Origin of the sequence: Variovorax dokdonensis, assembly GCF_030316895.1 — a bacterium.
GTDB lineage: Bacteria > Pseudomonadota > Gammaproteobacteria > Burkholderiales > Burkholderiaceae_C > Variovorax > Variovorax dokdonensis.
The window spans coordinates 103,681-129,526 of sequence record NZ_JASZYV010000001.1; the positions used below are offsets into that span (position 1 = coordinate 103,681).

Sequence of the window (25,846 nt, forward strand, 5' to 3'; positions counted from 1 at the left end):
GAAACCACAGGTCCACACCCGATGTCTGGAAACTTGTTCTTCACCGGTCTCAGCGGCCTCTCGGTAGCGCGCACGGCGCTCGTGACGACGGCCCACAACACGGCCAACGTTTACACCGCAGGCTATACCCGCCAGGTGGCCGAGGTCGCCACCAACGGTGCCATCGCTACCGGCGCGGGCTACATCGGCACTGGCGCCGGCGTGACCACCATCTCGCGCAGCTACGACCGCTACCTCACGGCCCAGCTCGCCACGGCGCAATCGAACTCGGCTGCGCTGACGGCCAACGGCGCGCAGGTCGATCGCATCGATTCGCTGCTGGCCGACCGCACTTCGGGCATCAGCGTGTTGATGCAGAACTTCTTCACCGCCGTGCAGGGCGTGGCCAACACGCCGGCCGACTCGGCCGCGCGGCAGCAGCTCATCAGCTCGGCCCAGTCGCTGGCCACCAAGTTCCGCGCCACCGACCAGTACCTGTCGGACCTCAACGACTCGGTGAACGACCAGATCAGCGGCAGCGTCGAGCAGATCAACACCTACTCGAGCCAGATCGCCGGCCTCAACCAGAAGATCAGCATGTTGACGGCGATGGCCGGCGGCCAGCCGCCCAACGACCTGATGGACCAGCGCGACCAGCTCGTGAGCGAGCTGTCGCAGATCGTCGACGTCAAGGTGCTCCAGCAGGACAACGGCAAGTACAACGTCTTCATCGGCACCGGCCAGTCGCTGGTGGTGGGCGACCAAGCCGCCAAGATGCAGGCCGTGCCGTCGGCCGCCGACCCGACCCGAATGTCGGTGGCGTTGACGGGCGTTGCCGGCAACGTTTCCGAACTGAAGGATTCGGCCATCACCGGCGGCTCGCTGGGCGGGCTGATGAACTTCCGGCGCGACACGCTGATCCCCACGCAGAACGCCATCGGCCGCCTGTCGCTGGCCGTGGCCGACGCCTTCAACAACCAGCACAACCTGGGCGTGGACCTCAATGGCGCACTGGGCGGCGACTTCTTCGGCAACGCGGCGCCCGCCATCTTTTCCAACGCGAAGAACTCGGGCGACCTGGTGCTTTCGGGCAGCATCGACGACGCCAGCCAGCTCACCACCAGCGACTACGCGGTGCAGGTGAAGGACGTGGCCGGCGTGCTGAGCTACTCGGTCACCCGCCTGTCGGACAACACGAGCCTGGGCACCTACAGCGGCATGCCGATCAGCTTCGACGGCGTGACGATCGATGCGGCGAGCGGCACCGCGCAGGATGGCGACACCTTCCTGGTGCAACCCACGCGCAACGGCGCCCGCGACATGGAGGTGCTGGTCACCGACCCCGCCAAGGTGGCGGCGGCATCGCCCATCATCACCGGCAACACCGCGGGCAACCAGGGCTCCGGCGCCATCGGCGCGGCCAGCGTCGACGCCGCCTACCTGGGCACGCCGCTGGCGGCCAACGTGACGCTGAGCTTCGATGCGGCCACCGGCACGCTGTCGGGCTTTCCGGCCACCTCCGACGTGACGGTGACGCTGGCCGATGGCAGCACGAGCACCTACGCCGCCGGTACGCCGGTGCCGTTCACGGCCGGCGCCAAGGTCAGCTTCGACGGCATCAGCTTCGGCATGAGCGGCGCACCGGCGCAAGGCGACACCTTCACGGTCGGCCGCAACGTGGCCGGTGTTTCCGACGGCAGCAATGCGCTGCTGCTCGGCGCCCTGCAGCGGCAGTCGCTGGTCGGTGGCGGCGCCACCACCTTCAACGGTGCCTATACCCAGTTGGTCAGCGAAGTGGGCAACCGCGCAATGGAAATCCAGGTGGCCAGCGTCGCGCAGGACAGCGTCACGGGCCAGATCAAGGCCAGCCAGCAATCGATCTCGGGCGTGAACCAGGACGAGGAAACGGCGAACCTGCTGATGTTCCAGCAGATGTACCAGGCCAACGCGAAGGTGATCCAGACGGCATCGACGATCTTCGACACGATCCTCGGGTTGCGGTAGCCCATCCCCCAACAAAGCATGAAGCGTCATTGGAGAGTTTGAGATGCGGATCAGCACCAGTTCCTTTTACGAGCAGAACGTCAGCGCCATGGGCCTGCAGCAGCAGAAGCTGTTTCGCGTGCAGCAGCAACTGGCCGCGGGCACCAAGTTCCTGACGGCGGGCGACGATCCGGTGGCGGCGGCGCGCGCACTGGGCACCAGCGAGACGCTGGCCCTGTCGGCGCAATACGCCACCAGCCGCGACCGCGCCAAGCTGGCCCTGTCGCGGGAGGAAACCGCGTTGGACAGCGCGACCTCCATCCTCCAGAACATCAAGACGCTGACGGTGCAGGCCGGCAACGGCGCCTTGTCGGATGCCGATCGCGCTTCGCTGGCCACCACCATCCAGAGCAACCTGGAGCAGCTGGTGGGCCTGGCCAACTCGGACGACGGCAACGGCCAGTTCCTCTTTGCCGGCTACAAGAGCGCCAACGCGCCCTTCGCCATGCAGGCCGACGGCAGCGTGCAGTACCTGGGCGACCAGGGCCAACGCATGATGCAGATCGACGTGGCGCGCCAGATGTCCACCTCCGACGATGGACGCAGCGTGTTCATGTCGGTGCAAGGTGGTGCCGGCTACGTCACCAGCGGCCCGGCGGCCAACACCGGCAGCGGCGTGTTCGGCTCGGTGGGCGTGACCGACGCCACCGACCCCAACTACGGCAAGGACTTCCAGATCAGCTTCGCGGCCGGCAACTACACGGTCACGACCAACGACACGCCGCCCGTGGTGGCGGCCACCGGCGCCTACACGGCCGGCTCGCCGATCAGCTTTGGCGGCCTGCAGATCAGCATCACCGGCACGCCGGCGGATGGCGACACCTTCGCCGTCACCACCGCCAAGAACGCCGGCACCGACGTCTTCGCGGCGGTCAGCGAACTGGTGAGCGCGCTGCGCACGCCGCTCACGGGCGGCGGCGCGGCGGCACAGGCCAAGCTGCAGAACGCGCTCAGCACCGCCAACGTCAAGGTCACCAATGCGCACGACAACGTGCTGACGGTGCTGTCGTCGGTGGGTTCGCGCATGAACGAGCTCGACTCGCTCGACAGTGCCGGCGAGGCCCGCGACCTGATGGACCAGGGCTATCTGTCGGATGTGGTCGACCTGGACCCGGTCGCGGCGATCGCGGAGTTCTACCAGCGGCAGACGTCGCTGCAGGCCACGCAGATGACCTTCGCCAAGCTCAACTCGATCGCGCTGTTCAACTACCTTTGATCCATGCGGCACGGACGCTGCGCGCCCCGGCCGCATCGGACGCCATCAGTTGGGGCGTTCGAATTGCGTCTTGGGAAAGTCGTCTTCGCGGGCGCGTCGCTCGTCGATGCCGGACAGCTCCGTCTTCGGGAAGGCCGCGGCTTCGTCGGAGCCCGGTGCGTGCTCGTCGAAGCTCACTTCCAGGCCCGCCACTTCGGTGCGCGCGAAAAGGTCCGCCACAGCAGCCGGCGGTCGCGTGCCTGTTGCACTGGACGGCTGATGGCCTGCGGCCTCCGGGACGGCTGGCGATGCGGATGGCGTCGTGGCCGGGCGGGATGCCAGCATGGCCTGACGCAGCAGCGCCATGTCGGCCTTCACTTCTTCGAGGCTGAGGATGCGGGCGGGCGATTGTTCTTCGGCGTGCTCGGCCGGCAAGGCTTGCGCGTCAGGCGCTGCCGCCGGCTCGGCCTGTGCGACGAGTTGGGCTTGGACCTCGGCGGGTCGCGATGCGACCACCTTGGCCGGACGCGCCTGTTCCTCGTCGTCATCCAGCGCGTGGTGGTCTTCCTCGCGCTCCTGCACCACTTCGCCATTGGCGGCCAGGGTCGAGAAGTTGAAGGGGGAAGGACCGCGTGCCGCGGCCGCCGCGGCCTTGGCGGCCGCCTTTTCCGCTGCCTTGGCGGCGCGTGCCGGCGCGTCGACCACCCGGTGCGCGAACCAGACCAGCATCAGCCCGACCACCGCGGCGCCGGCGGCCCACGTGCCTTCGAGCACCAGACCCATGCCGAAGCACACCATCGCGGCCACAAGGGCGGCGTACCCAGCAACGAGAAGCGGCGTGATGCGTCTGACGGCCATGGTCCTGTGGTGGTTTCGAATGATTAACACATTGTTACTAGACTCGGCCGGGCTGGGTGCGAAATCGGCCAGGGCGGCCATCGAGAAAACAAAAAACGTCACGAAAGCGACCACCATGGTCGACGAATCCCAGGCCGGCCGACGCGGTGTCCACCCTGAAGCCGGCGAGGACTGTCACGCGCGGGCGACAAGTGTCGAGTCTAGTGCCCGTGCGGTCGATGTCCAGTGCGCCGGCCGCAAGCACGCGAAAGCCCGAATGGTCGGCAGCGGGCAATCGCACCACAATGCCCGCATGCCCCTGCGCAAGCCAGTCATCGGAACGCCATGATCCGCGCCTTGCTGTTCCTCCTCAGCGCGCTGGTGGCCATCGCGCTGGGTTACTTCTTCGGGGTCTGGGTGCTCTTCGGCTTGCTGGCTGCCGTCCTGGCGACGCTGCTGCTGTCGACGCGGCGCGAACCGCACGCGCGCGAGCCAGAACCCGAGCAAGACCTGCCCAGCACCAGCCGCGCCGATCCGTGAGCGCTGGTGCAGCGGCCGGCTGCTCGCGATGCAGGCGCGGCTAACCGCCCAGTGCCCGCACCACGCTCATCATCGCCTCCAGCGCCGCATCGAAGCGTGGCTGCAGCATCTGCAGAAAGTGCGGCACCATCACCGACAGCAGCGCGATGCCGGCCAGCAAGGTGAGCGGAAAGCCGACGGCAAAGATGCTGAACTGCGGCGACGCGCGATTGAGAATGCCCATGGCCAGGTTCAGCGTGAGCAGCGCGGTGACGAGCGGCAGCGCCAGCATCAGCCCGCTTTCGAAGACGTGGCCGCCTTGCGTGGCCAGCAGCATCCAGCCGCCCGCGGCAAAGGGCGCATCGGAGATCGGCAGCGTGTGAAAGCTCTCGCCCAGCGCCGCCAGCACGAGCAGGTGGCCATCCACCGCCAGAAAAAGCAGCATCGCCAGCATGTTCAGGAAGCGGCCCACCACCATGGTCTGGCCGCCGCTCGTCGCATCGAAGAAGGCCGCGAACGACAAGCCCATCTGCAGCGAGATGTATTCGCCCGCTGCCAGCACCGCAGCAAACACCAGGCGCATGGCGAAGCCCATCGCGATGCCGATCAGCACCTGCTTGATGACCAGCCACGCACCGGCGGCGGACACCACCGGCACCTGCGGCATGGCGCCCAGCGTTGGAGCGATCACCAGCGTCAGCACAGCGGCCAGCGCCACGCGTACCTGGCGCGGCACGGTCGCTTCGCTGGTGATGGGCGCGGTGCTCAGCAGCGCCAGGATGCGCACGAAGGGCCAGAGGAAGGTAACCAGCCAGGCCGTGAGCTGCTCCGACGTGACGGAGAAGACCGGCGTCATCAACCCACCAGTTGCGGGATGCTCGAGAACAGCGTGCGGATGTAGTCGACCGTGGTGCTCAGCATCCAGGGCCCGGCCACCACCAGCGTGATGAACACGGCCAGCAGCTTGGGAATGAAGGACAGCGTGGCTTCGTTGATCTGCGTGGCAGCCTGGAAGATGCTGACGATGAGGCCGACGACCAGGGCCACGAGCAGCAGCGGCGCGCCCAGCACGAGGGACACTTCCATCGCGCGGCTGCCCATCGTCATGATGGTTTCGGGAGTCATGGCGTTTCGCCTTTGCGGCGTGTTGCTAGTTGTAGAAGCTCTGCGCCAGCGCGCCGATCAGCAGTTGCCAGCCATCGGCCAGCACGAACAGCATCAGCTTGAAGGGCAGGGCGATGCCGGCGGGCGGCACCATCATCATCCCCATCGACATCAGCACGCTCGCCACCACCAGGTCGATGAGCAGGAACGGAATGAAGATGGTGAAGCCGATCTGGAAGGCCGTCTTCAGCTCGCTGATGACGAAAGCCGGCAACAGGATGCGCAGCGAGACGTCTTCGGGTCCCTGCATCTGCGGTTCGTTGGCAAGCTTGGCGAACAGGGCCAGGTCGCTCTCGCGCGTCTGGCGCAGCATGAAGGTCTTGAACGGCGCGATGCCGCGCGCCATCGCCTGGTCGGCGCTGATCTTGTTTTCTGAGAAGGGCTTGTAGGCCTCGTCGTAGGCCTTGTCGAACACCGGCGACATGACGAAGAAGGTGAGAAACAGCGACAGCCCCACCAGGATCTGGTTGGGTGGCGCCGACATCGTGCCCAGCGCCGTGCGCAGAAGCCCGAGCACGATCAGGATCCGGGTGAAGCTCGTCATGCACAGCAGCAGCGCCGGCAGGAACGACAGCGAGGTCAGCAGCACCAGCGTCTGCACGCTGAGCGACCAGGTCTGGCTGCCGCCCGGCCCTGGCGTGGCGACGATGCCGGGCAGTCCCGTCGCCGCCGCGGCGGTGGCTGCGGCCGCAGGCAGCGACGCCGTCAGCAGGAGCAACGCGCCGCACAGGCCGCGGCGCAGGCCCGTGCGGATCATGGGGTGCTGAGGTGCGTGTTGCGAACCAGCGATTCGTGCAGCTTGCGGGCGAAGACCATCACCGGGTCCATGCCATCGGAGGCCGGGCTGGCGGCATGCGCCATCACCGGCGGGTAGGTCAGCGGAGGCAGCGGTGGGGCCTTGTCCGAGCCGGACGGTGCGGGCTCCACAGAGGCCTTGGCTTCTTGCGAAGCGACGTTCGGTGCCAGGGCCGCGGCGGTCGCGGCGACGGTCACGGCGCTGCCGCCTTCGCCGCCGAGTTGGCCGCTGCCTTGTGCAGGCAGCGTGTAGAGCGCCTGGACCTGCGTGGGCGTGACGCCCAGCACCACCCAGGTGTCGGCAACTTCGACGACCACCACGCGCTCGCGCTGGCCGACGGCGGTGCTCGACACCACCTTGACGAGGTGCCCGCTGCCGGTGAGGCGTTGCAGGCCGAAGCGCTTGGCCAGCCATGACAGCGCGAAGATCGATGCCAGTACCGCCGCCATGCCCAGGAAGGCCTGGCCGATGCCGCTGGAGGCGACTTCGGTCGAACCGGGCGCCACGGTCTGCAAGGTGGCATGCACGGGCACTGCGCCCAGGGCGCCGATGAGGACAGGAACACGCGCCGAACGCAGGCGCTCGAGGAGGGTCTTCTTCATGATCTTGCGAGCTTTTGCATGCGCTCGGAGGGAGTGATGATGTCGGTCAGGCGGATGCCGTACTTGTCGTTGACAACCACGACTTCACCCTGTGCGATGAGGTAGCCGTTGATCAGCACGTCCAGCGGCTGGCCGGCCAGGCCGTCGAGCTCGACCACCGAGCCTTGCGACAGCTGAAGCAGGCTCTTGATGGTGATGCGCGTGCGGCCGATCTCGGCCGTCAGCTGCACCGGCACGTCCATCACGCGGGCCAGGTCGGACGGCGTGACGCCGGCCGCGGCCGAAGCCGTTTCCTGGATCTGCTGGAACACCTGCGAAGTCGCCGGTGCGGCCACGGGCGCCGGTGCGGCAGCGGTTGCTGGCGCGCTGGAGGCGGTCTGTTCGGCCAGCGCCGCGGCCCAGTCGTCCGCGGCGTCGCCGGATGGGTTGCTTTCGTCAGTCATGCTCGTACTTCGAATCGCTGTTGTCTTGGTTGATCATCTTGTTCACGCGCAGGGCGTAGCGGCCGTTGGAGGTTCCGAAGCCGCACTCCATCACCGGCACGCCATCGACCTTGGCCAGGGCCGTGGTCGGCAGCTCGATCGGCAGCACGTCGCCCTCGCGCAGGCGCAACACCTCGCCGATGGTGGAAGGAATGGTCACGAAGTCGGCCACCAGCTCGACGTCGGCCTCCTGCATCTGGCTGGACATCTGGCGCACCCAGCGCTTGTCCACCTCGACTTCGTCCTGGATCGGGTTGGACAGCAGGTCGCGGATCGGCTCGATCATCGAATAGGGCAGGCACACGTGCAGGAAGCCGCCAATGGGGCCGAACTCGATCTGCAGCGTGGTGTTCACCACCACCTCGTTGGGCGCGACGATGTTGGCCAGCTTGCCGTGCATCTCGGCGCGCACATAGTCGAACTCCAGCGGATAGACCGGCTTCCATGCATCGCCGTAGCACTGCAGGGCCAGGTCCAGCAGACGGCGGATGATGCGCTGCTCGGTGCGCGTGAAGTCGCGTCCTTCCACCCGCACGTGGTAGCGGCCGTCGCTGCCGAAGAGGTTGTCCACCACGAGGAAGACCAGCTTCGGATCGAACACGAAGATGGCCGTGCCGCGCAGCGGCTTCATGTGCAGCATGTTGATGTTGGCGGGCACCGGCAGATGGCGCACGAACTCGCCGTACTTCTGGATCTGCATCGGGCCCACGGAGATGTCGGGACTGCGCCGCATGAAGTTCAGCAGCGAGCCGCGCAGCGCACGGGCGAAGCGGTCGTTGATGACCTCCAGCGTGTGCATCCGGCTGCGCACCACGCGGTCGGGCGCGCCGAGGTCATAGGCCGGCAGGCCATCGGCGGGCGATGCCGCCGAAGTGGACTGGTCGACGCTGCCGCCGGTGACGCCGCTGAGCAGCGCATCGACTTCGTCTTGCGATAGGACCTGTTCGTAGGCCATGTGTGCGTTCTGCCCTTGGCCTACTGCACCACGAAGGTGTTGAAAGAAACGCCGGCAATGCCTTGCGAAGGCATGTCCTCGGCCAGCGGGCGATTCATCTCGGTGCGGATCTCCTCGGCCACGCGGCTCTTGTCCTCGGTCGACACCAGCGTGTCGGGCTTGCGGTTGGACAGGATCAGCATCGCGCGGCTGCGCAGCTCGGGCATGAACTCGGCCACCTGGGCGCGCGACTTCTCGTCACGCACGCGCAGCGTCATGCCCAGGTGCAGGAACTTGGGGCGGCCCTCATCCTGAAGATTGACGGTGAAGGGCTCCACCGTCACGAAGATGGGCTTTTCGAGCACCGGCGCGGCAGCCTGTGCCGGCGCGCTCTGGCGGCCCAGCATGAACCAGGCGCCGGCGCCACCGGCGCCCACCAGCACGACGCCGAGGAGCACGCCAATGAGCATTTTGGAAGCGGACGAGCCGCCCGCGGGAGCGGCATCGGCGGCGGCAGCAGTTTTGGAAGTGGCCATAGGTCGTTGGTTAACGTTGCAATGGATTCTTGGCGAAGGGGGGCTTTGCCGATGGACCGATCAGGAACGGAAAAGCGGCTCAACTCCGCGAATGGGTGGAAGGAGTTCACGCAAAGGTGTCGAGCCCGGTCTGGGCGCGGCTTCGCTGCGCCGGTGCGGTGGTCTGCACCGCCTGCGCTTCGGCGCGCGGTGCGGCACCGGGGTAGTCGGCTTGCGCGCGGGGGCGCGGCGAATCCTGGCCGGCAAAGTAGCCGCCCTGGCCTCCCTGGCCGCCGAACTGCTGCGACGACCCCGACTGGACCGACGCCTGACCCAGCTCGATGCCCTGCGCGGCCAGCGTGCTGCGCAACTGCGGCAAGGCGGCTTCGAGCGCCTTGCGAACGCCCTCGTGCGACGACATGAACATGGCTTGCGTCTGCTGATCGTTCATCGACAGCGTGACCTGCAGCGGACCGAGTTCGGCGGGATTGAGATTGAGCCGGGCGACATGCTGGCCGCTGGTGCTCATGCGCAGCATCTGCTGGGCGAGCGCGGCGGCCCAGGCTTCGTGGCCGACTTCGGGGGCGACGGTGTGCGTGCTCGTCGCGGCCGCAATGGCTGCGGCGCGATCGGCGGCGCCGCTCGTGGACGCAACGCCTGCCTGGAACGGCAGCGGCTGCGCGGCCCGCGGATCTTCGCCCTCGCGGGCACTGGCATCGCCGTCTCCGGCGCTGGATGCACCGGCATTGACAGCGGCCAGAGCGGCTTCGAATTCGATGGCCGCCCCGTTGCCCGCGCCGGATGCGGCGGACGTGCCGTCGGCGTCGTCGGAGCGTGCTGCCGAAGCCGTGGCCGAGGTGGCATCGCCGACGCGCGCCTTGGCCGTCGGGCGCGCCGAGCCGGGCGCCGCGTCGGCCACGACGCCGGGCACCGCCTTCGCAGCCGCCAGCGCGACGGCAGCGTCGGCGAGCGTGGTCGCATCGTCGGCGGGCGTGGCGTTCGCTTTGGTCGAGGCGGCGTCAGCGGCTGCGGCCAGCGCAGCCTTGTCGGCGCCTGCGGCCTTGTCGGCCGTTTGCCCGGAGGAATCGGTCGCGGTGGCTGCGTTGTCCGCGTCGGCGGCGATGTCGGTGCCTGCGGTTGGTGTGGCCTGCGCGGCCAGATCCGGCGCCGCAGCGCCTGCGACCGCTGCGCCTGCGGCGCCACGCGCTTCGGCGGCATGGCCGTTCGCCAGCGCGGCGCTGTCGGAGCGCGCCTGGGCCAGCGGCTGGAAGGGCGCCAGCATGGCCATCACTTCGGCCGGGGTCAGCGTGCTGCCCTTGCGGTCGTCGCCGCGCGAACCCTTGCGGGAAGACACGCCGCCGGTTTCGTTGGTGGCGCTTGCGTCTGCCGCACCGGTCGATTCGGTCGCGGCCGCCTTGCGCGAACCGCGTGATGCCTCGAGCGCCTGCTCGAAGCCGCGCGCATCGGATGACTCGGTTTGGCGAGCGCCGGGCGAAGCCTGCGTGCGCGGCGCACCGGAAGCAACCACGGAGGGCAGCGCGAGGTTGGGCATGGACATGGCGTGTACCTTCTTGTCGGTTTCTTCAGAACGTGGGGTTGACGGCGCGGTCGAGAAAGCCGCGCGCCGCGCGTTCGTCACTGTCGCGCTGTTCGCGCTTGGCCTGCACGGCTTGTTCCTGGCGCCGGGCGCGCTCGATCAACGTGTCGAACGAGTTGAGCCGGCGCTTGTTCTGGCGCCAGTCGTCGCGGCCCCGGTCGAGCCGGGTCTCGGCCTGCGCGACGATGGCGCGCTGCTGGTCGATCGCGCCGTCGAGCGTCGCCAGGAAGGCCTGGTAGTTGTGGTACTTGGCGCTCGAAAGCCCGTGGGCCATCTGCGCCTGCAACTGGCCGAAGTAGTCCTGCCGGTAGTCGATCAGCATCTCGAGCTTCTGCGCGGCACTCAGTTGCGCGTTCTGCAAGGCGCCGAGGCGGCGCGCCGCGTCGTCGGTCTTGGTTCGGGCCAGTTCGCTCAGGGTGTCGAGGGGCAGCTGCTTGGCCATGGGTGGCTTTTCCTTCGGAGTTGGATGGGGCGGTGCGTCGGTCAGGCCGGTTCGAACAGGGCACGCATGCGGGCGATGGATTCGCCGTAGCCGGTGCGCTCTTCCATCGCCTGCTGCAGGAAGGCCTCCAGGCGCGGATGCATGGCGATCGCCTGGTCGAGTTGCGCGTCGTGGCCGGGCGCATAGGCGCCCACGCTGATCAGGTCGCGGTTGCGCTGGTAGCGCGACAGCATCTGCTTGAAGCGGCGCACATGCTCGAACTGGGCGGGCGGAATCAGCGCGGTCATTGCGCGGCTGATGGACGCCTCGATGTCGATCGCCGGGTAATGCCCCGACTCGGCCAGCGTGCGCGACAGCACCACGTGCCCGTCGAGGATGGCGCGGGCCGAATCGGCGATCGGGTCCTGCTGGTCGTCGCCTTCCGAGAGCACGGTGTAGAAGGCGGTGATCGATCCGCCGCGCCCGTTGGCATCGCGCGCGCCGTTGCCGGCACGCTCCACCAGGGCGGGCAGCTTGGCGAACACCGAAGGCGGATAGCCCTTGGTGGCCGGCGGCTCGCCCACGGCCAGCGCGATCTCGCGCTGCGCCATGGCGTAGCGGGTGAGCGAATCCATGATGAGCAGCACGTCCTTGCCCTGGTCGCGGAAGTACTCGGCCAGGCAGGTCGCATAGGCCGCGCCCTGCAGTCGCAGGAGGGGCGAGTTGTCGGCCGGCGCCGCCACCACCACCGAGCGCGCCAGGCCTTCTTCGCCCAGCGTGTTCTCGATGAAGTCCTTCACCTCGCGGCCGCGTTCGCCGATCAGGCCGACCACGATCACTTCAGCACTGGTGTAGCGGGCCATCATGCCCAGCAGCACGCTCTTGCCCACGCCCGAGCCGGCGAACAGGCCCAGGCGCTGGCCTCGCCCGACCGTGAGCATGGCGTTGATGGCGCGCACGCCCACGTCGAGCACCGAGTCGATGGGCGCGCGGTTGAGCGGATTGATCGGCGGCGACGACAACGGCACCTTGCGTGAAAAGTCGAGCGGGCCGAGTCCGTCGAGCGGGCGGCCGACCGCATCGACCACGCGGCCGAGCATGCCTTCGCCGACCGGCAGGCGCTTGGCCTGCGAGCCGTCGCCGCTGGATGCGGCTTCGCGCGGTATCACGCGTGCGCCGGGCAGCAGCCCCGCCACTTCGCTTTGCGGCATGAGGAAGAGCCGGTCGCCGGCAAAGCCGACCACTTCGGCTTCGGCATGGCGTTGCGACTGACCGGGCGGCAACTCCACCAGGCAATCGCTGCCGACCGGCAACTGGAGGCCGACGGCTTCGAGCACCAGGCCGACGGCACGGGTCAGCCGGCCCGATTGCGCGAACGGTGCACAGCGCTGCACATCGGCACGCGCATTGGCGAGCGCGGCCAGCCAGGCGGCGCTGTGCGGGTTGGGTGTGGCGGCTTGCATGTTCGTCATGCCTGCGCGGTGTCGCCGGCTTCGGCGTCGGTGCGTTGGCGCAGGGCGGCGCCCACGCGCTGCCAGCGCGAGTCGATCGTGGCATCCACCTCGCCAGTAGCGGTCAGCACGCGGCATCCGCCACGGCTCTGGCTTTCGTCGGCGCGCACCTGCCAGCCGGCGGCTTCGAGTTCGCGGCCCAGGCTGCCGCGCACCAGCGCGGCATCGTCCGGATGCAGCAGCAGCCGTGGTTCGCCCTGCAAGGCGGGCTCGGACTGCATCAGCTCCTGGACCAGCGTCAGCACCCATTGCGGCTCGGCCTGCAAGGTGCGATGCACCACTTGGCGGGCGATGTCCATGGCCAGGGCCAGCATGGCGTCGGCCAGGTCGGCGTCGGCACGCCGCAGCGCCGCCGGCAGGCTGGCGCACAGCGCGCGCAGTTGTTCGGCATGCGCGCTGGCGGCCATCAGGCCGACGGCCAGGCCTTCCGCATGGCCTTCCTTGCGGCCTTGCTCCATGCCCTTGGCATGCCCTTCGCGGCGGCCTTCGGCTTCACCGGCGGCCTTGGCCTCGCGGCGCAGCTTCGACAGCTCCGCCGCATGCAGCAGCGCGGGCGAAGGTGCGGGCTCCGGCGTCCGCTGCGACGCGGCTTGCGTCTTGCTCCTGGCCGGCGCGTTGAGCGAATCCATCTCCCAGCGCTCCCAAGCCGACAGGCCAGGGCGCGCCGCATCGTCTTGCGCCGTTGCGGCCGCGACCGGCGACGGAGGCCGCGCGTAAGCGGCAGCGAGGCGCGAGCGGGCGTCGGGTGCGAACAGGGCGTCAGACATAGTCGTCGGTGCCCGGCGCGGTGATGACGATCTCGCCGGTCTCGGACAGGCGACGCGCGATCTGCAGGATCGCCTTCTGCTCGGCCTCCACCTGCGACACCCGAACCGGCGGGCGCAGGTCCATGTCCTCGCGCAGCGCCTCGGCGGCACGCTGCGACATGTTGGTGAGGAACTTGTCGCGCAGCTCCTGCGGCGAGCCCTTGAGCGCGATGATGAGCGACTCGGCCTCGATGTCCTTGAGCAGGCGCTGGATGCTGCGGTCTTCCAGACCCAGCAGGTTCTCGAAGACGAACATCTCGTCGACGATGCGCTGGGCCAGTGCGTCGTCCACCGTGCGCACGTGCGCAATGGCTTCTTCCTCCTGCGCGCTGGCCATGAGGTTGACGATCTCGGCCGCGGTGCGCACGCCGCCCAGGCGGCTGCGCTTGAGGCCCTGGCCCGACAGCATCTCGGTGAGCACTTCGGTCAGCTCGTTGAGCGCCGACGGCTGGATGCCACCGAAAGTGGCAATGCGCATGATCACGTCGTGGCGCAGGCGTGCGGGCAGCTTCTCCAGCACCTCGGAAGCCTTGAGGCGATCGAGGTGGATGAGCACGGTGGCAAGGATCTGCGGATGCTCGTCGCGGATGAGCTCGGCCACCTCGACGGCGTCGAGCTGGTTGAGCCGCTCGATGCCGCTGTGCGGTTCCTCGGCCTGCAGGATGTCTTCGAGCAGGTTGCTGGCGCGATCCTCGCCCAGCGCCTTTCGCATCACGGCGCGGATGTAGCTGCTCGAACCCAGGTTCAAGGCCGAGAGCTGTTCGGTCTCCTGGCGGAACTCCGACAGCACCGCCGCCAGTTCGTCGCGCGACACGGAGTTGACCTTGGCCATGGCCGATCCCAGGGCTTGCACGTCGTTGGTCGACAGATGCTTGAGGGCGGCGGCGGCATGGTCTTCGCCCAAAGCCATCAGCAGGATGGCGCTCTTGCGGGTTCCGGCTTCACTCGTCATTGGCGTTCATCCAGTGTTGGATCAGGGTGGCGACCAGCTTGGGGTCCTTGTTGGCCAGCTCGCGGGCGTAGTCCATGTCGGCGCGCTGGCGCTCGGCTTCGCGGGCCCGCAGCGCCTCGGAGGGCGAGATCTGCGGCTCTTCGTCCACCGGCGCGGGTGCGGCGTCGGCCTCGCTTTCCAGGGGCTCGGCCACGGCGGGTGCCGGGGGCGGGCCCAGGTGCTTGCGCAGCAGCGGACGCAGCACCGCGAACCACAGGAACATCAGGCCCAGACCGATGAGCAGGTAGCGTCCGAGCTGCATCGCCAGCGGCAGGTTGGCCGGGTCCTTCCAGAACGGCAGGTCGGGCTCGGCGGCATCGCGGCCATCTCCGGCGAAGGGGCTGTTGACCACGTTGAGCGAATCGCCGCGGTCCTGGCTGAAGCCCATCGCTTCCTTCACCAGGTTGCGCACCTGATCCAGCTCGGCCGGCGTCAGCGCGCGGGCGGCGGACTTGCCGCCTTGCGCGTCGTCGCGGTAGTTGACGACCACCGCCACCGACAGGCGGCGCACCGCGCCGGCGCTTTGCTGCACGTGGCGGATCGAGCGGTCGAGCTCGTAGTTGGTGGTGACGTCCTTGCGTGCACTGCCGGGACCGGCGGGCGCGCTGGTGGTGGTGGTCGATGCGGCATTGGCCGCCGCCGCGGGTTGCTGGCCGCGTGCGTTGTTGTTGGCCCCGCCCGGCGCTCCCGCCGGCGTGTTGGCCTGCGCACCGGCCGGCGCATTGACGATCGGTGCATTGGGGTTGACCGGCGGCTGGTTCGACAGCGCGCCGGGCACGCCGCCTGGCGGCACCGCGCCATGCTGGCTCGATTCGCTGCTTTGCTGGCTGCGCACGGCGGCGGTGCCGGGCTGCTGGTTGGGCTTGTAGCTTTCGTCGGTGTGCTCGCTGACCGAGAAGTCGATGTCGGCCGCCACCTGCGCACGCACGTTGCTCGCGCCCAGGATCGGCTGCAGGATCGCCTCGATGCGGCGGATGTAGCCCTGCTCGATCTCCTGTGTGTAGCGCAATTGACTGACATCCAGACCGCGACCGTTGCTGTTGGCCGCGGAAAGCAGGTTGCCGCGCTGGTCCACCACCGTGACGCTCTTGGCGTCCAGCTCGGGCACGCTGCTGGAGATCATGTGGACGATGGCGCTCACCTGGCCTTCGTCGATGCTGCGGCCGCGATGCAGTGTCAGCACCACCGAGGCCGAAGGCTTCTTCTGCTCGCGCACGAACAGCGACGGCTTGGGCAGCGCCAGATGCACGCGTGCCGATTCCACCGTGCCCACCGATTCGATCGAGCGGGCCAACTCGCCTTCCAAGGCGCGCTGGTAGTTCACCTGCTCGGCGAACTGGCTGGTGCCGAACTTCTGGTTGTCCATCAGTTCGAAGCCCACGCCGCCGGCCTTGGGCAGACCTTGCGCGGCGAGCTGCATGCGCACCTCGGGCACCTTGTCGGATGCGACCAGGATCGCGCCGCCGCCCTCGGCGAACTTGTAGGGCACGTTCATCTGCTGGAGCGACGCGATGATCGCGCCGCCGTCGCGGTCCGACACATTGGTGTAGAGCACCTTGTAGTCGGGGCCGTGGCCCCACAGCGCGAAAGCCGCCAGCGCGGCGACCAGCGCGGCCGAGCCGACGATCAGCGGCAGGCGTGGCTGGGCACGCAGACGCTCGAGCAGGGGAGGAAGCGCGGGTGTCGCGTTGGGTGCGACGCCCGCTGATGCTGCAGCGCTCATGAGCCGTGTGGATGTTGAAGAGTGTTCATGCCAAAGGTCCGCCGACAAACAGAGGTCGACGGGCTTGTCGTGTCGCGATCGATTGTTCGGCAGCGTGGCGCGCATCGATGCGTTGAACAGCGGGGGCTTTTGCCGTCTGTTGGCATCTTGAATGGGGGTCTTCCCTTGATACGCTGAAAAGACGACGGAATGCATTCGCGCATTTCGCAGCAACACCAAAGTCCACATCCGAAGGAGCTTTCGCCCATGTCCATTGCCGCCATCGAATCCGTCCTGCAGCAGATGCGAACGACCGCCGTGCGCGCGGGATTCCAGGCCGACGTTGCCCAGCCGGCCGCAGGATCGGGCGGCTTTGCCGCCGAGCTGCGCCGCTCGCTCGACGGCATCAGCGATTCGCAGACGCGCGCCTATGGGCAGGCAGAGGCGTTTGAAATGGGCAAGCCCGGCGTCGCGCTCAACGACGTGATGGTCGACCTGCAGAAGGCCAACGTCGCCTTCCAGACCGGCCTGCAGGTGCGCAATCGCCTGGTGGCCGCCTACCAGGAAGTGATGGCGCTGCCCGCCTGAGTTTCGGCTTCCTGAACATTTTTGTACTCGCGCCCTAAAGGTTTGACGGCACCGGTCGATAACCCAAGCAACGGTGGATTCGAAACCCATTTTTGACCGGGTCCAGCGTTACGGTCCAAGTGCTTCAACCCTTCCTTAACTAGGAGTCGAGAATGGCGCAAGTCATCAACACCAACTACCTCTCGCTGGTTGCTCAAAACAACCTGAACAAGTCGCAGAGCTCGCTGAACTCGGCGATCGAGCGCCTGTCGTCCGGCATGCGCATCAACAGCGCCAAGGACGATGCCGCCGGCCAGGCCATCGCCAACCGCTTCACGGCCAACGTGAAGGGTCTGACGCAAGCGGCCCGCAACGCCAACGACGGCATCTCCATCGCTCAGACGACCGAAGGCTCGCTGAACGAAATCAACAACAACCTGCAGCGCGTTCGCGAACTGTCGGTGCAGGCTGCCAACGGCACCAACAGCGCCAGCGACCTGGAATCGATCCAGGCTGAAATCAAGCAGCGCCTGGACGAAATCGACCGCGTGTCGGCCCAGACGCAATTCAACGGCGTGAAGGTGCTGGCCGGCGACAGCAAGCTGACCATCCAGGTCGGTGCCAACGACGGCGAGACCATCGACATCGATCTGAAGAAGATCACCTCCGGCACGCTCGGCCTGGGCAACCTGGACGTCACCAAGAAGTCGATCGACCTGTCGACCGTTTCCACCAGCGCCACGACGACTGTCACCCCGGCCTCCACCGGTGCGACCGTCAGCGTGAACCTGACGGCCGTGGACAGCAACGTTGCCGGTGCCTACGACGTCTATGTCGACCAGGACGACGCCGACGTTCTGTACGTGTCGAACGACTCTGGCACGACTTTCTATGCCGCGTCGTACGACAGCGCCACCGGCGTGCTGAGCTTCGACAGCTCGAGCGCCGCAACGCCGCCCACCGGCGCTACCGCCACCACTGCCGGCCAGGAAATCTCCACCGGCGCCGGCGGAACGGTGAACGTCGACAACGTCAAGGCCGTCGACACCAGCGCCTCTGCCAGCATCGAAATGTTCGTCGACGAGAACGGCGACTGGTTCGTGTCCGACGACAGCGGCGCGACCGTGATCTCGGCCTCCTTCGACTCTGCCACCGGCCAAGTCACCTACGACAGCGACGACTTCGCATCGGCCGCCGCACCGACGACCGCCATCTCCAGCGCCATCACGACCTACGAAGTGCCGCCGGTTGCTTCGCCCGCCGTCACCGCCGACCTGTCGGGTCTGGCTGCCGACTCCGTGGGCGCATCGCCCACCCTGCACAAGGTCACCAATGCCGACGGCAGCGACGGCGGCTACGTGGTCAAGGGCAGCAAGGACGGCAGCGACGTGTACTACAAGGCCGAAGTGGCCACGGACGGCACGGTGTCGCTGGGCGAACAGCTCAACCCCGATCCGCTGGCTTCGATCGACGCAGCCCTGGCCGGTGTCGACGAAATGCGCAGCCAACTGGGTGCCGTGCAGAACCGCTTCGAATCCACGATCACGAACCTGAACAACACCGTCAACAACCTGTCGGCTGCACGTTCGCGCATCGAGGACGCCGACTACGCGGTGGAAGTGTCGAACATGACCCGCGCCCAGATCCTGCAACAAGCCGGTACCTCCGTGCTGGCGCAGGCCAACCAGACGACCCAAGGCGTGCTCTCGCTGCTGCGCTGATCGGTCGAGTAAGAGAAAGCGCCCCATGCATCCGCCGCGAGGCGGGTGCGGCGCGGTGCAGGCATGGGCCAACGGCGCGTGCCTGCGCTTTTCCCTGCGGCTTGAGCGCAAGCCGCGCAGGACGCAGGGAAAAGCGAAGACAACGACAAGGAGTGCATCGCATGTCGATTCCAGCAGCCACGAATGCAGGTGGCGACGCCCGGGTGGTTCACCTTCCGTCGGCGCGTGCCGACGAAGTGAATGCCCAGGCAGCCCATGCCCCGGGCCAGGCCGAAGCGCGGCGCGCGTCGGACGCGGCCAAGGCGGCGGCGCCCAGCGCGCTGGAAGAAGCGGTGCGCAACCTCAATGCATCGCTGGCCGAGCGTTCGGTGGGCGTGCGATTCGAGCTCGACGCCGATGCCGACCGGATGGTGGTCAAGGTGGTCGACCGCAACAGCGGCGAGCTGATCCGCCAGATCCCCACCGAAGAGGTGCTGCGCCTGGCCAAGGTGCTGGGTCAATCGGCCGGCGTGCTGGTGAGCGAAAGCGCCTGAGCCGAAGGCAAGGCGCACACCCAACACATAGGAATATTTCGATGAGCACTTCCATCAGCAGCCTCGGCGTCGGTTCGGGCCTGGATCTTTCCACGCTCCTGACGCAGCTGGAGACCGCCGAAAGCGCACCGCTGACGCGCATCCAGACGCAGGCGACCAGCTACACCAGCAAGCTGTCCGCCTACTCGCAGATCCAGAGCGCGCTCAACACGCTCAAGACCACCAGCGAGAAGCTTTCCGACCCCGGGCTGTTCAACACCGTCAAGGCGGGCGTGGGCGACACGAGCATTCTTTCGACCACCACGTCGTCGACTGCGGTGGCCGGCAACTATGCGCTCGACGTGAGTCAGCTGGCCCAGTCGCAGTCGCTGGTGTCGGTGGGGCAGGCCAGCGCCAAGTCGGCCATCGGCAACGGCACGGTCACGATCCGCTTCGGCACGATCTCGGGCGGCACGCTCGATGCCGCCACCGGCCAGTACAGCGGCGCCAGCTTCGCGCCCGACACCGAGCGCAGCGAACTGTCGATCACCATCGGCGAAGGCACCAACACGCTCGAAGGCATCCGCGACTCGATCAACAAGGCCAACGCCGGCGTGACGGCCAGCGTGATCAACGACGGCAGCGGCACGCCCTACCGCCTGGTGCTCACGTCGACCAAGACCGGCGAAGCGTCGAGCATGCAGATCGACGTGAGCGGCGACAGCGCGCTGCAGAACCTGCTGGCCAACAATCCCGCCGGCACGCAGTCGATGCGCCAGACCTCCGTCGCGCAGGATGCCAAGCTCAAGGTCAACGGCATCGACGTGGTGAGCGCGAGCAACACCGTGTCCGAGGCGATCCAGGGCACGACGCTGAACCTGCTTTCCACCGGTGCCACGAGCCTGAAGCTGACGACCGACGCATCGGTGGTCAGCACCGCGGTCACCGCTTTCGTGAACGCCTACAACACGCTGCAGAGCACCGCCACGACGCTGAGCGCCTACGACACGGACACCAACACCGGTGCCGCGCTGACCGGTGACCAGACGCTGCGCAGCGTGCTCTCGCGCGTGCGCCAGGTGCTGGCAACGCCGCAGGGCGGCGATGCCAACTCGATGAAGGTGCTCTCCGAGATCGGCGTCAGCCTGCAGAAGGACGGCACGCTGTCGCTCGATTCGGACAAGCTCAAGTCGGTGGTGGACAAGGACATGACGGGCGTGGCCGCGCTGTTCTCCAGCGCCACGGGCAGCAGCGCCGGCTATGGCAAGCAGATGAGCGCGCTGGTCACAGAGCTGTCGGGCAGCGGCGGCGCACTGGCCGTGGCCACCGACGGCGTCAACGCCACGCTGGACGACCTGACCGACCAGTACAACGCGATGCAGGACCGCATCGACGCGACGATGGAGCGCTACCGCACGCAGTTCACGCAACTCGACGTGCTGGTCAACAGCATGAACAACACCATGACCTACCTGAAGCAGCAGTTCGAGGCCATGAGCGGCGCCAGCAGCAGCTGACGCACCAACCAACAAGCAAGCCTGGAGCAGACATGTACACCTCCCACCATCTGAGGACCGGCGCCGGCGCCTATGCGCGTGTCGGCGTCGAGTCCGGCGCGATGAGCGCGTCGCCGCACCAGCTCATCTGCATGCTGTTCGATGGCGCCAAGACCGCCATCGGCATGGCGCGTCATCACATCGCGAGCGGCGACGTGGTGGCCAAGGGGCTGTCGATCTCCAAGGCCGTGAACATCGTGGACAACGGCCTGAAGGCCAGCCTGGATGCGGACGCGGCGGGGCCGGCGGGCGCGCAACTGGTCGCCAACCTCGCCGGCCTGTACGACTACATCGTGCAACGGCTGTTGCTGGCCAACCTGCGCAACGACGCTGCGGCGCTGGACGAGGCCGACAGCCTGCTCGAGAACATCGCTTCGGCCTGGCGCGAGATCGATCCCGCAGCGGCGCAAGGCTGAGCCTGGCGAGACCCGATGCAAGACAACGAGAACAACATGGCACACGCGAACGAAGTGCTGCATTGCTACAGCCGCCTGGCCGAGCATGCCCAGCACATGGCCCAACTGGCTGCGGCCAGAGAGTGGGCGCAATTGCCGGCGCTGGAGACAGAGTGCGCCGCCCTCATCGCACGGTTGAAGGACCTGCCTTCGGCCGAGTCGCTCGAGCCCTCGCTGCGCGAACAGGCATGCCAGTTGATCGAGCGCATCCGCGCCGATCAGGAGACGGTGGCCCGGCTGGTGCAGCCGCAGTTGAACGACCTGCTCACGCGGATGGGCAGCCTCAGCGCGCAGCGCAGCCTGGACAAAGCCTACGGGCCTCGGCACTAGGACGTCCACCAGCGTGATGACCATGATCGGCCTCTCCACCTTGATCGACTCTCTGCTCGCGGCCAATGCTGGCCGGCGCGTGGATGTGGCCGCCATCAAGCCCGAGGCCGAGATCGGCGCGACCGGCGAGGTGCCGCTGGTGCAGCGTGCCGAGAACGAAGTGCGCCTGCCTTCTCGCGCGGCCATGGAACGCCTGCTGCCGTCCACGGTGGCGGATGCGCCGCACCCATCCGGCAAGGACGGCGCAGGCGCGCCGGAGTCCTCGGTCGAATTCGAATGGTCGGCCGCCGCGCGCATCATTCGTTCCGTGCTTGCGCAGGAGCGTGGCGACGCGGGGCCGGTGCGTGGCACGACGGCCTTGTGGACCGCCTCCGCAGCTGCTTCTTCTCTGGCCGGATCGCTGGCTGGCGCCGTCGAGCACAGCGGCCTGTTCTATGAAGCGCACCTGGCGCAATTCGCCGTAGGTGCCCGCACGCTTGCCCAGATGCAAGCCGAGCCGCAGGCGCGCTGGCTGGGCGCGAAGATGGCGGATGCATCTGCCGCGCAGGCTGCGCCGCAGCCCGCCGATATCCCTTCGGCCGGATCACTGCAAGCGGGCGTGATGGCCGCCGTGCCGTTGCCTGCCGCTGCTGAACATCCGGCGCCTCATTCACCAGGTTCAGCGGGCCAGTCCGAGCAGGACCACGCATCGTCTTCGCCAGACGCTGACCCCGCAGCCGGTGCGCCGGCCACGTCGCCCGCTGCGCTTACGCAGGAGGCCAGCCGCATGCAGGCCGCCTATCGCTGGACGGCGGCGCACGCGGCAGCGGAAGGTGGCGCGCCGTCGACGTTGGAACTGGACGATTCAGGCGCTGCTGCGATCGACAGATCGACACGCGTGTCCGGCGATGGCCTTCAGCCGCCGCAGGCGGTCACGCTGGTCCATCAGCAACTGGACCTGCTCGCCACCTCGGTGTTTCGCTGGAACGGTTTCGCGTGGCCGGGCGTGCCGATGGCCTGGTCGATCCAGGCGCCGTCGCAGGAGCGCGAGCATGAAGACGCCGCCAGCGCCCATGAACAAGCGCCCGTCGCCGAACGCGTGTGGTTGACCACCTTGTCGATGCAACTGCCTCACATGGGCACGGTCGACGTGCGGCTCGGCGTTGCGGGCGATGCCGTGCAGGCCAACCTGACCGCGGAGCAGGACGCATCGGTGCGGCTTGCCGCGAGCAGTGGCGAGTCGCTGGCCGGCCGCATGGAAGCGGCGGGCTTGCGCCTGCGTGAATTCCAGGTGCGCGCCGCCGAGGCGCAAACCCCGGAGCAGGCGGCATGACCCCGATCGCAAGCCCCCGCAACGACGAGCCGCGCGGCGGTGCCGTGGCGCTGTCGCATGCCGACGCCGGCAAGGCACCCGTGGTGGTGGCCAAGGGTTACGGCGTGGTGGCCGAGTCGATCGTGCGCGAAGCCAAGGCCAATGGCCTGTTCGTGCACAGCTCGCCCGAACTGGTGTCGCTGCTGATGCAGGTCGACCTCGACCGGGAGATCCCGCCCCAACTCTATCGGGCCGTGGCCGAGGTCATGGCCTGGCTTCACGAACTGGAGGCAAAGGCGCCGTGAATTGCATGAATTCAATTCGTGAAATAAATCACGGCGTATTCCAAAGTGGAACGTTAAGTATCCATTTCTATGAAAACGCATTGGATGGCAAGGGGATTGGAGTAGTACTTTCTTCCAAAACGTGTTTTTTTACACAACATGCGAAGTGCCAACTAGTTCCGCTTGAAATCGTTTCTTGCCGAACATGTTGCACTTGGTAACGTTCGTTACCGTACACTAAATTCCGAGACTACAAGTCGTGGAGATCAGAAGTGGAATTGGATAGAGAAGTCGCCGAAATTGACACCCAAATTACTCGGGAAATTGGGGACATCAATCTTGCATATATGTTGCTCGCGCAGAAACTCGTAAAGCAGGACCGCGCCGAAGCCATGTTCCGTCTTGGCATCAGCCGCGAACTGGCCGACCTCCTGGCCAACATGTCCCTGTCGCAGATCATGAAATTGGCCGCGTCGACATTCCTGCTTTGCAGCTTCCGCCTGCACGACCATCCGGTCTTTTCAGCCATGGGCGACGAAAAGGAATCGCTGATGCAACAGGCGCACATGTCGATATTGATGGCGGCACGCCGCATCAATTCCGAAAAAGTCGGTGAAGCGGCATGACCAAGAAAAGCGTCCTCGGCGAGGTCAAAAGCATTCAATTGGCCATTGAGCTGATTGACTTGGGCGCTCGCCTCCAATTTCTCGAATCCGAAGTCGGATTGAGCCGGGAACGGCTTATTTCGCTTTACAAGGAATTGAAGGGCGTTTCGCCACCAAAAGGCCTTTTGCCTTTTTCCACCGATTGGTACATCACCTGGCGGGCGAATATCCATTCGTCCATGTTCTACAACATCTATCAATTCATGCGCGAGCAGGCGGACGAGCATCCGTTGCAGGCGCTGATCAAGAGCTATCGGCTCTACCGCGAGCAGGTGCTGGCGACGGACAGCGAGGTGGTGCTCGACTTCACCCGCGCCCACACGATGGTCCGCTTCTTCGACAGCGACATGCTCCAGCTGAGCCCTTGCTGCCGCTGCGGCGGGCACTTCGTGGCGCATGCGCACGACAACAAGCGCGGCTACGTCTGCGTGCTGTGCAAGCCGCCTTCACGGGCCGGAAAAGTACGAACCGCCCGCGCGAGCGAGCCGGAACCGGAGCCGGTCGCGGCCTAGGCGACTTTGACATTCAACGCCTGCGGGCGAAAAGGGGAACAAGCGTGCTCGTAATGGTGGGTTATCTGGTCGTCCTGGGCGCCGTCTTCGGCGGCTACGGACTCATGGGCGGGCACTTCGGCGTTCTGTTCCAGCCGATCGAGTTGCTGATGATCGGCGGCTCGGCGCTCGGCGCTTTCATTGCCGGCAACAAGGGCAAGGCCATCAAGGCCACGTTCAAGGAACTGCCGCACCTGCTGCGCTCTTCCAAGCACAACCGGCAGCTCTACATGGACCTGCTGGCGCTGCTGTACGAACTGCTGGCCAAGGCGCGTCGCGACGGGATGATGAAGCTCGAAAGCGACGTCGAGAACCCGCAGCAAAGCGAGATCTTCAACCGCTACCCCAGCATCCTGGGCGACGCAGGGATCATGGAATTCCTGTGCGACTACCTGCGCCTGGTGATCAGCGGCAATACCGATGCCTTCGAGATCGAGGCGCTCATGGATCACGAGATCGAGACCATCCGCCATGAGGCCGAAGTGCCCTCGCATTGCCTGGCCCGCGTGGCCGATGCGCTGCCGGCGCTGGGCATCGTGGCTGCGGTGCTGGGCGTGGTGCATGCGCTGGCATCGGCCGACCTGCCGCCTTCCGAGATGGGCGCCCTCATCGCGCACGCGATGGTCGGCACCTTCCTGGGCGTGCTGCTGGCCTACGGCTTCGTCACCCCCTTGGCCACGCTGATCGACCAGAAGGTGGAAGAGGGCATGAAGGTCTACCAGTGCGCCAAGGTCACGCTGCTTGCCAGCCTGAACGGCTACGCGCCGCAACTGGCGGTGGAGTTCGGCCGCAAGGTGCTGTTCTCGACCGAACGGCCCACGTTCACCGAGCTCGACAGCCACGTGCGCGAAGTCAAGGCGCGCTGACGGCCGAAACCCAGGGGACATGGCATGAGCGAAGAAAAACGCATCGTCGTCAAGCGGATCACCGCGGGCCGCGATGGTCACCACGGCGGCGGCTGGAAGATCGCCTACGCCGACTTCATGACCGCCATGATGGCGTTCTTCCTGGTCATGTGGCTGCTGTCGATCTCCACCGACAAACAGCGCGAGGGCATTGCCGAGCGCTTTCGGATGCCGCTGAAGGTGGCGCTGTCCGGAGGCGACAAGGCCAGCCTGAGCTCCAGCGTGATTCCCGGCGGTGGCCCCGACTCGATGAAGTCCGAGGGCGAGCGGCAGGTCACCGAGGAAGACCGCCAGGCCGACGAGGAAGCCGCGCGCTTGGCCGAGGTGAAGCGCCAGATCGAGGAGCTGATCGAGAAGCACCCGGTGTTCCGCCAGTTCCAGTCGCAGATCCTGATCGACCTGACCACCGAAGGCCTGCGCCTGCAGATCGTGGACAGCGAGAAGCGCCCGATGTTCGAGCTGGCCAGCGCGCGCCTTGCGCCCTACACACGGGCCATCCTGCGGGCCCTGGCGCCGGCGCTCAACGAGCTGCCCAACAAGATCACGCTGTCGGGCCACACCGACGCCATCGTCTACACCAACGGCGACCGTTCCTACGGCAACTGGGAGCTGTCGGCCGACCGTGCCAACGCCTCGCGCCGCGAACTGGTGATCGGCGGCATGGACGAGAAGAAGGTGATGCGCGTGGTGGGCCTGGCCGACAGCATGCACCTGGACAAGGCCGACCCGCGCAACCCCATCAACCGCCGCATCAGCATCATCTTGCTCAACCGCAAGACGCAGCAGCAGATCGAACACGAGAACAGCGCCGAGGTGGCCTTCCAGCCGGGGCCAGCCGTCGTCGCGGCGAAGGCATCCACGCAGGTGCTGTCGCCCGCTTCATTCCAACCGCCCGCCCCTCATCCCTAGCTTCGA

Annotated in this window: 30 protein-coding genes; 16 read left to right on the plus strand and 14 right to left on the minus strand. The window is 67.0% G+C overall.

Translation table 11 applies throughout. From position 1 onward, the window contains the following. Positions 1 to 21 precede the first annotated feature (21 nt). Both flgK and flgL read left to right on the plus strand, forming a co-directional pair. Complete coding sequence (gene flgK, locus QTH91_RS00505; RefSeq protein ID WP_286658078.1) at positions 22 to 1,983, plus strand: flagellar hook-associated protein FlgK; 1,962 nt, start codon at positions 22 to 24, stop codon at positions 1,981 to 1,983. Between the two features lie 43 nt (positions 1,984 to 2,026). Then, on the plus strand, positions 2,027 to 3,238 hold the full coding sequence (flgL, locus tag QTH91_RS00510) for a flagellar hook-associated protein FlgL (protein WP_286658079.1): 1,212 nt from the start codon (positions 2,027 to 2,029) through the stop codon (positions 3,236 to 3,238). A 45-nt stretch (positions 3,239 to 3,283) separates the two neighbouring features. Here flgL and QTH91_RS00515 read toward each other — a convergent pair whose 3' ends face one another. Continuing rightward, positions 3,284 to 4,075 (minus strand): hypothetical protein, encoded by a 792-nt coding sequence (locus QTH91_RS00515; protein ID WP_286658080.1) that lies wholly within the window; start codon positions 4,073 to 4,075, stop codon positions 3,284 to 3,286. Between QTH91_RS00515 and QTH91_RS00520 the strand changes: the two genes are divergently transcribed. Together QTH91_RS00520 and QTH91_RS00525 are read left to right on the plus strand one after the other, a co-directional pair. Next, positions 4,056 to 4,403, plus strand: a complete 348-nt coding sequence (locus tag QTH91_RS00520; RefSeq protein WP_286658081.1) for a hypothetical protein — start codon at positions 4,056 to 4,058, stop codon at positions 4,401 to 4,403. The two genes, QTH91_RS00515 and QTH91_RS00520, sit on opposite strands and share 20 nt — an antisense overlap. Next, positions 4,400 to 4,594: a hypothetical protein gene (locus QTH91_RS00525; RefSeq protein ID WP_286658082.1), complete on the plus strand. Its 195-nt coding sequence runs from the start codon at positions 4,400 to 4,402 to the stop codon at positions 4,592 to 4,594. The genes QTH91_RS00520 and QTH91_RS00525 overlap by 4 nt, the downstream gene beginning before the upstream one ends. A gap of 40 nt (positions 4,595 to 4,634) precedes the next feature. Here the strand turns inward: QTH91_RS00525 and fliR are convergent, their stop codons facing one another. From fliR to fliF, 13 genes are all read right to left on the minus strand, one after another. Continuing rightward, a complete protein-coding gene (fliR, locus tag QTH91_RS00530) occupies positions 4,635 to 5,429 on the minus strand; it encodes a flagellar biosynthetic protein FliR (protein WP_286658083.1) in 795 nt (264 codons plus the stop codon). Next, positions 5,429 to 5,698 carry a flagellar biosynthesis protein FliQ gene (gene fliQ / locus QTH91_RS00535; protein WP_286658084.1) on the minus strand — a complete coding sequence of 90 codons (270 nt, stop codon included), beginning with the start codon at positions 5,696 to 5,698 and terminating at the stop codon, positions 5,429 to 5,431. The genes fliR and fliQ overlap by 1 nt, the downstream gene beginning before the upstream one ends. Before the next feature lie 25 nt (positions 5,699 to 5,723). Continuing rightward, a complete protein-coding gene (gene fliP, locus QTH91_RS00540; RefSeq protein WP_286658085.1) occupies positions 5,724 to 6,494 on the minus strand; it encodes a flagellar type III secretion system pore protein FliP in 771 nt (256 codons plus the stop codon). Then, positions 6,491 to 7,135, minus strand: a complete 645-nt coding sequence (gene fliO, locus QTH91_RS00545) for a flagellar biosynthetic protein FliO (protein ID WP_286658086.1) — start codon at positions 7,133 to 7,135, stop codon at positions 6,491 to 6,493. Before fliO ends, fliP begins: the two co-directional genes overlap by 4 nt. Next, positions 7,132 to 7,578, minus strand: a complete 447-nt coding sequence (gene fliN / locus QTH91_RS00550; protein ID WP_286658087.1) for a flagellar motor switch protein FliN — start codon at positions 7,576 to 7,578, stop codon at positions 7,132 to 7,134. The genes fliO and fliN overlap by 4 nt, the downstream gene beginning before the upstream one ends. After that, positions 7,571 to 8,572 carry a flagellar motor switch protein FliM gene (gene fliM / locus QTH91_RS00555; protein WP_286658088.1) on the minus strand — a complete coding sequence of 334 codons (1,002 nt, stop codon included), beginning with the start codon at positions 8,570 to 8,572 and terminating at the stop codon, positions 7,571 to 7,573. The genes fliN and fliM overlap by 8 nt, the downstream gene beginning before the upstream one ends. 20 nt (positions 8,573 to 8,592) lie before the next feature. Then, on the minus strand, positions 8,593 to 9,087 hold the full coding sequence (gene fliL, locus QTH91_RS00560; protein ID WP_286658089.1) for a flagellar basal body-associated protein FliL: 495 nt from the start codon (positions 9,085 to 9,087) through the stop codon (positions 8,593 to 8,595). 106 nt (positions 9,088 to 9,193) lie between these two features. Further along, complete coding sequence (locus tag QTH91_RS00565) at positions 9,194 to 10,624, minus strand: flagellar hook-length control protein FliK (protein WP_286658090.1); 1,431 nt, start codon at positions 10,622 to 10,624, stop codon at positions 9,194 to 9,196. A 25-nt stretch (positions 10,625 to 10,649) separates the two neighbouring features. Then, on the minus strand, positions 10,650 to 11,105 hold the full coding sequence (gene fliJ, locus QTH91_RS00570; protein ID WP_286658091.1) for a flagellar export protein FliJ: 456 nt from the start codon (positions 11,103 to 11,105) through the stop codon (positions 10,650 to 10,652). Positions 11,106 to 11,146: 41 nt separating this feature from the next. Beyond that, a complete protein-coding gene (gene fliI / locus QTH91_RS00575) occupies positions 11,147 to 12,556 on the minus strand; it encodes a flagellar protein export ATPase FliI (protein WP_286658092.1) in 1,410 nt (469 codons plus the stop codon). Then, on the minus strand, positions 12,553 to 13,362 hold the full coding sequence (fliH, locus tag QTH91_RS00580; protein ID WP_286658093.1) for a flagellar assembly protein FliH: 810 nt from the start codon (positions 13,360 to 13,362) through the stop codon (positions 12,553 to 12,555). Before fliH ends, fliI begins: the two co-directional genes overlap by 4 nt. Then, entirely contained in the window at positions 13,355 to 14,353 is a 999-nt protein-coding gene (gene fliG / locus QTH91_RS00585) for a flagellar motor switch protein FliG (RefSeq protein WP_286658094.1), read from the minus strand. The genes fliH and fliG overlap by 8 nt, the downstream gene beginning before the upstream one ends. After that, positions 14,343 to 16,115: a flagellar basal-body MS-ring/collar protein FliF gene (fliF, locus tag QTH91_RS00590; RefSeq protein ID WP_286658095.1), complete on the minus strand. Its 1,773-nt coding sequence runs from the start codon at positions 16,113 to 16,115 to the stop codon at positions 14,343 to 14,345. The genes fliG and fliF overlap by 11 nt, the downstream gene beginning before the upstream one ends. Before the next feature lie 246 nt (positions 16,116 to 16,361). On the opposite strand from fliF, the gene fliE reads away from it, so the two are divergent. The 12 genes from fliE to motB all read left to right on the plus strand — a co-directional run bounded on the left by fliE (position 16,362) and on the right by motB (position 25,840). Beyond that, positions 16,362 to 16,682 (plus strand): flagellar hook-basal body complex protein FliE, encoded by a 321-nt coding sequence (gene fliE / locus QTH91_RS00595; RefSeq protein WP_286658096.1) that lies wholly within the window; start codon positions 16,362 to 16,364, stop codon positions 16,680 to 16,682. A gap of 152 nt (positions 16,683 to 16,834) precedes the next feature. Beyond that, positions 16,835 to 18,382: a flagellin N-terminal helical domain-containing protein gene (locus QTH91_RS00600; protein WP_286658097.1), complete on the plus strand. Its 1,548-nt coding sequence runs from the start codon at positions 16,835 to 16,837 to the stop codon at positions 18,380 to 18,382. Between the two features lie 161 nt (positions 18,383 to 18,543). Then, on the plus strand, positions 18,544 to 18,915 hold the full coding sequence (locus QTH91_RS00605; RefSeq protein WP_286658098.1) for a flagellar protein FlaG: 372 nt from the start codon (positions 18,544 to 18,546) through the stop codon (positions 18,913 to 18,915). Between the two features lie 41 nt (positions 18,916 to 18,956). Beyond that, positions 18,957 to 20,411: a flagellar filament capping protein FliD gene (gene fliD / locus QTH91_RS00610; RefSeq protein WP_286658099.1), complete on the plus strand. Its 1,455-nt coding sequence runs from the start codon at positions 18,957 to 18,959 to the stop codon at positions 20,409 to 20,411. 32 nt (positions 20,412 to 20,443) lie between these two features. Then, positions 20,444 to 20,866, plus strand: coding sequence for a flagellar export chaperone FliS (gene fliS / locus QTH91_RS00615; RefSeq protein WP_286658100.1), 423 nt, complete (start codon positions 20,444 to 20,446; stop codon positions 20,864 to 20,866). 36 nt (positions 20,867 to 20,902) lie between these two features. Further along, positions 20,903 to 21,235, plus strand: coding sequence for a flagellar protein FliT (locus QTH91_RS00620; protein ID WP_286658101.1), 333 nt, complete (start codon positions 20,903 to 20,905; stop codon positions 21,233 to 21,235). Between the two features lie 22 nt (positions 21,236 to 21,257). Beyond that, positions 21,258 to 22,547: a flagellar hook-length control protein FliK gene (gene fliK, locus QTH91_RS00625; protein ID WP_286658102.1), complete on the plus strand. Its 1,290-nt coding sequence runs from the start codon at positions 21,258 to 21,260 to the stop codon at positions 22,545 to 22,547. Further along, positions 22,544 to 22,831, plus strand: coding sequence for an EscU/YscU/HrcU family type III secretion system export apparatus switch protein (locus QTH91_RS00630; protein WP_286658103.1), 288 nt, complete (start codon positions 22,544 to 22,546; stop codon positions 22,829 to 22,831). The genes fliK and QTH91_RS00630 overlap by 4 nt, the downstream gene beginning before the upstream one ends. 251 nt (positions 22,832 to 23,082) lie before the next feature. Continuing rightward, a complete protein-coding gene (gene flhD, locus QTH91_RS00635; RefSeq protein WP_286658104.1) occupies positions 23,083 to 23,436 on the plus strand; it encodes a flagellar transcriptional regulator FlhD in 354 nt (117 codons plus the stop codon). Then, positions 23,433 to 23,987, plus strand: coding sequence for a flagellar transcriptional regulator FlhC (gene flhC / locus QTH91_RS00640; protein WP_286658105.1), 555 nt, complete (start codon positions 23,433 to 23,435; stop codon positions 23,985 to 23,987). Before flhD ends, flhC begins: the two co-directional genes overlap by 4 nt. Positions 23,988 to 24,031: 44 nt before the next feature. Further along, complete coding sequence (motA, locus tag QTH91_RS00645) at positions 24,032 to 24,892, plus strand: flagellar motor stator protein MotA (RefSeq protein ID WP_286658106.1); 861 nt, start codon at positions 24,032 to 24,034, stop codon at positions 24,890 to 24,892. 24 nt (positions 24,893 to 24,916) lie between these two features. Next, complete coding sequence (motB, locus tag QTH91_RS00650; protein WP_286658107.1) at positions 24,917 to 25,840, plus strand: flagellar motor protein MotB; 924 nt, start codon at positions 24,917 to 24,919, stop codon at positions 25,838 to 25,840. The last annotated feature ends 6 nt before the right edge of the window (positions 25,841 to 25,846 follow it).

What these genes read in the sequence shown, in the direction of transcription:
- fliJ (WP_286658091.1), bottom strand. Translation starts at nt 11,105, where the DNA reads ATGGCCAAGCAGCTGCCCCTCGACACCCTGAGCGAACTGGCCCGAACC.
- fliO (WP_286658086.1), bottom strand. Translation starts at nt 7,135, where the DNA reads ATGAAGAAGACCCTCCTCGAGCGCCTGCGTTCGGCGCGTGTTCCTGTC.
- QTH91_RS00605 (WP_286658098.1), top strand. Translation starts at nt 18,544, where the DNA reads ATGTCGATTCCAGCAGCCACGAATGCAGGTGGCGACGCCCGGGTGGTT.
- QTH91_RS00620 (WP_286658101.1), top strand. Translation starts at nt 20,903, where the DNA reads ATGGCACACGCGAACGAAGTGCTGCATTGCTACAGCCGCCTGGCCGAG.
- fliF (WP_286658095.1), bottom strand. Translation starts at nt 16,115, where the DNA reads ATGAGCGCTGCAGCATCAGCGGGCGTCGCACCCAACGCGACACCCGCG.
- fliQ (WP_286658084.1), bottom strand. Translation starts at nt 5,698, where the DNA reads ATGACTCCCGAAACCATCATGACGATGGGCAGCCGCGCGATGGAAGTG.
- QTH91_RS00630 (WP_286658103.1), top strand. Translation starts at nt 22,544, where the DNA reads ATGACCCCGATCGCAAGCCCCCGCAACGACGAGCCGCGCGGCGGTGCC.
- QTH91_RS00600 (WP_286658097.1), top strand. Translation starts at nt 16,835, where the DNA reads ATGGCGCAAGTCATCAACACCAACTACCTCTCGCTGGTTGCTCAAAAC.
- flgK (WP_286658078.1), top strand. Translation starts at nt 22, where the DNA reads ATGTCTGGAAACTTGTTCTTCACCGGTCTCAGCGGCCTCTCGGTAGCG.
- fliN (WP_286658087.1), bottom strand. Translation starts at nt 7,578, where the DNA reads ATGACTGACGAAAGCAACCCATCCGGCGACGCCGCGGACGACTGGGCC.
- flgL (WP_286658079.1), top strand. Translation starts at nt 2,027, where the DNA reads ATGCGGATCAGCACCAGTTCCTTTTACGAGCAGAACGTCAGCGCCATG.
- QTH91_RS00565 (WP_286658090.1), bottom strand. Translation starts at nt 10,624, where the DNA reads ATGTCCATGCCCAACCTCGCGCTGCCCTCCGTGGTTGCTTCCGGTGCG.
- fliI (WP_286658092.1), bottom strand. Translation starts at nt 12,556, where the DNA reads ATGACGAACATGCAAGCCGCCACACCCAACCCGCACAGCGCCGCCTGG.
- fliR (WP_286658083.1), bottom strand. Translation starts at nt 5,429, where the DNA reads ATGACGCCGGTCTTCTCCGTCACGTCGGAGCAGCTCACGGCCTGGCTG.
- QTH91_RS00525 (WP_286658082.1), top strand. Translation starts at nt 4,400, where the DNA reads ATGATCCGCGCCTTGCTGTTCCTCCTCAGCGCGCTGGTGGCCATCGCG.
- flhC (WP_286658105.1), top strand. Translation starts at nt 23,433, where the DNA reads ATGACCAAGAAAAGCGTCCTCGGCGAGGTCAAAAGCATTCAATTGGCC.
- QTH91_RS00515 (WP_286658080.1), bottom strand. Translation starts at nt 4,075, where the DNA reads ATGGCCGTCAGACGCATCACGCCGCTTCTCGTTGCTGGGTACGCCGCC.
- fliK (WP_286658102.1), top strand. Translation starts at nt 21,258, where the DNA reads ATGATCGGCCTCTCCACCTTGATCGACTCTCTGCTCGCGGCCAATGCT.
- fliH (WP_286658093.1), bottom strand. Translation starts at nt 13,362, where the DNA reads ATGTCTGACGCCCTGTTCGCACCCGACGCCCGCTCGCGCCTCGCTGCC.
- fliD (WP_286658099.1), top strand. Translation starts at nt 18,957, where the DNA reads ATGAGCACTTCCATCAGCAGCCTCGGCGTCGGTTCGGGCCTGGATCTT.
- fliE (WP_286658096.1), top strand. Translation starts at nt 16,362, where the DNA reads ATGTCCATTGCCGCCATCGAATCCGTCCTGCAGCAGATGCGAACGACC.
- fliS (WP_286658100.1), top strand. Translation starts at nt 20,444, where the DNA reads ATGTACACCTCCCACCATCTGAGGACCGGCGCCGGCGCCTATGCGCGT.
- motB (WP_286658107.1), top strand. Translation starts at nt 24,917, where the DNA reads ATGAGCGAAGAAAAACGCATCGTCGTCAAGCGGATCACCGCGGGCCGC.
- fliP (WP_286658085.1), bottom strand. Translation starts at nt 6,494, where the DNA reads ATGATCCGCACGGGCCTGCGCCGCGGCCTGTGCGGCGCGTTGCTCCTG.
- fliM (WP_286658088.1), bottom strand. Translation starts at nt 8,572, where the DNA reads ATGGCCTACGAACAGGTCCTATCGCAAGACGAAGTCGATGCGCTGCTC.
- fliG (WP_286658094.1), bottom strand. Translation starts at nt 14,353, where the DNA reads ATGACGAGTGAAGCCGGAACCCGCAAGAGCGCCATCCTGCTGATGGCT.
- fliL (WP_286658089.1), bottom strand. Translation starts at nt 9,087, where the DNA reads ATGGCCACTTCCAAAACTGCTGCCGCCGCCGATGCCGCTCCCGCGGGC.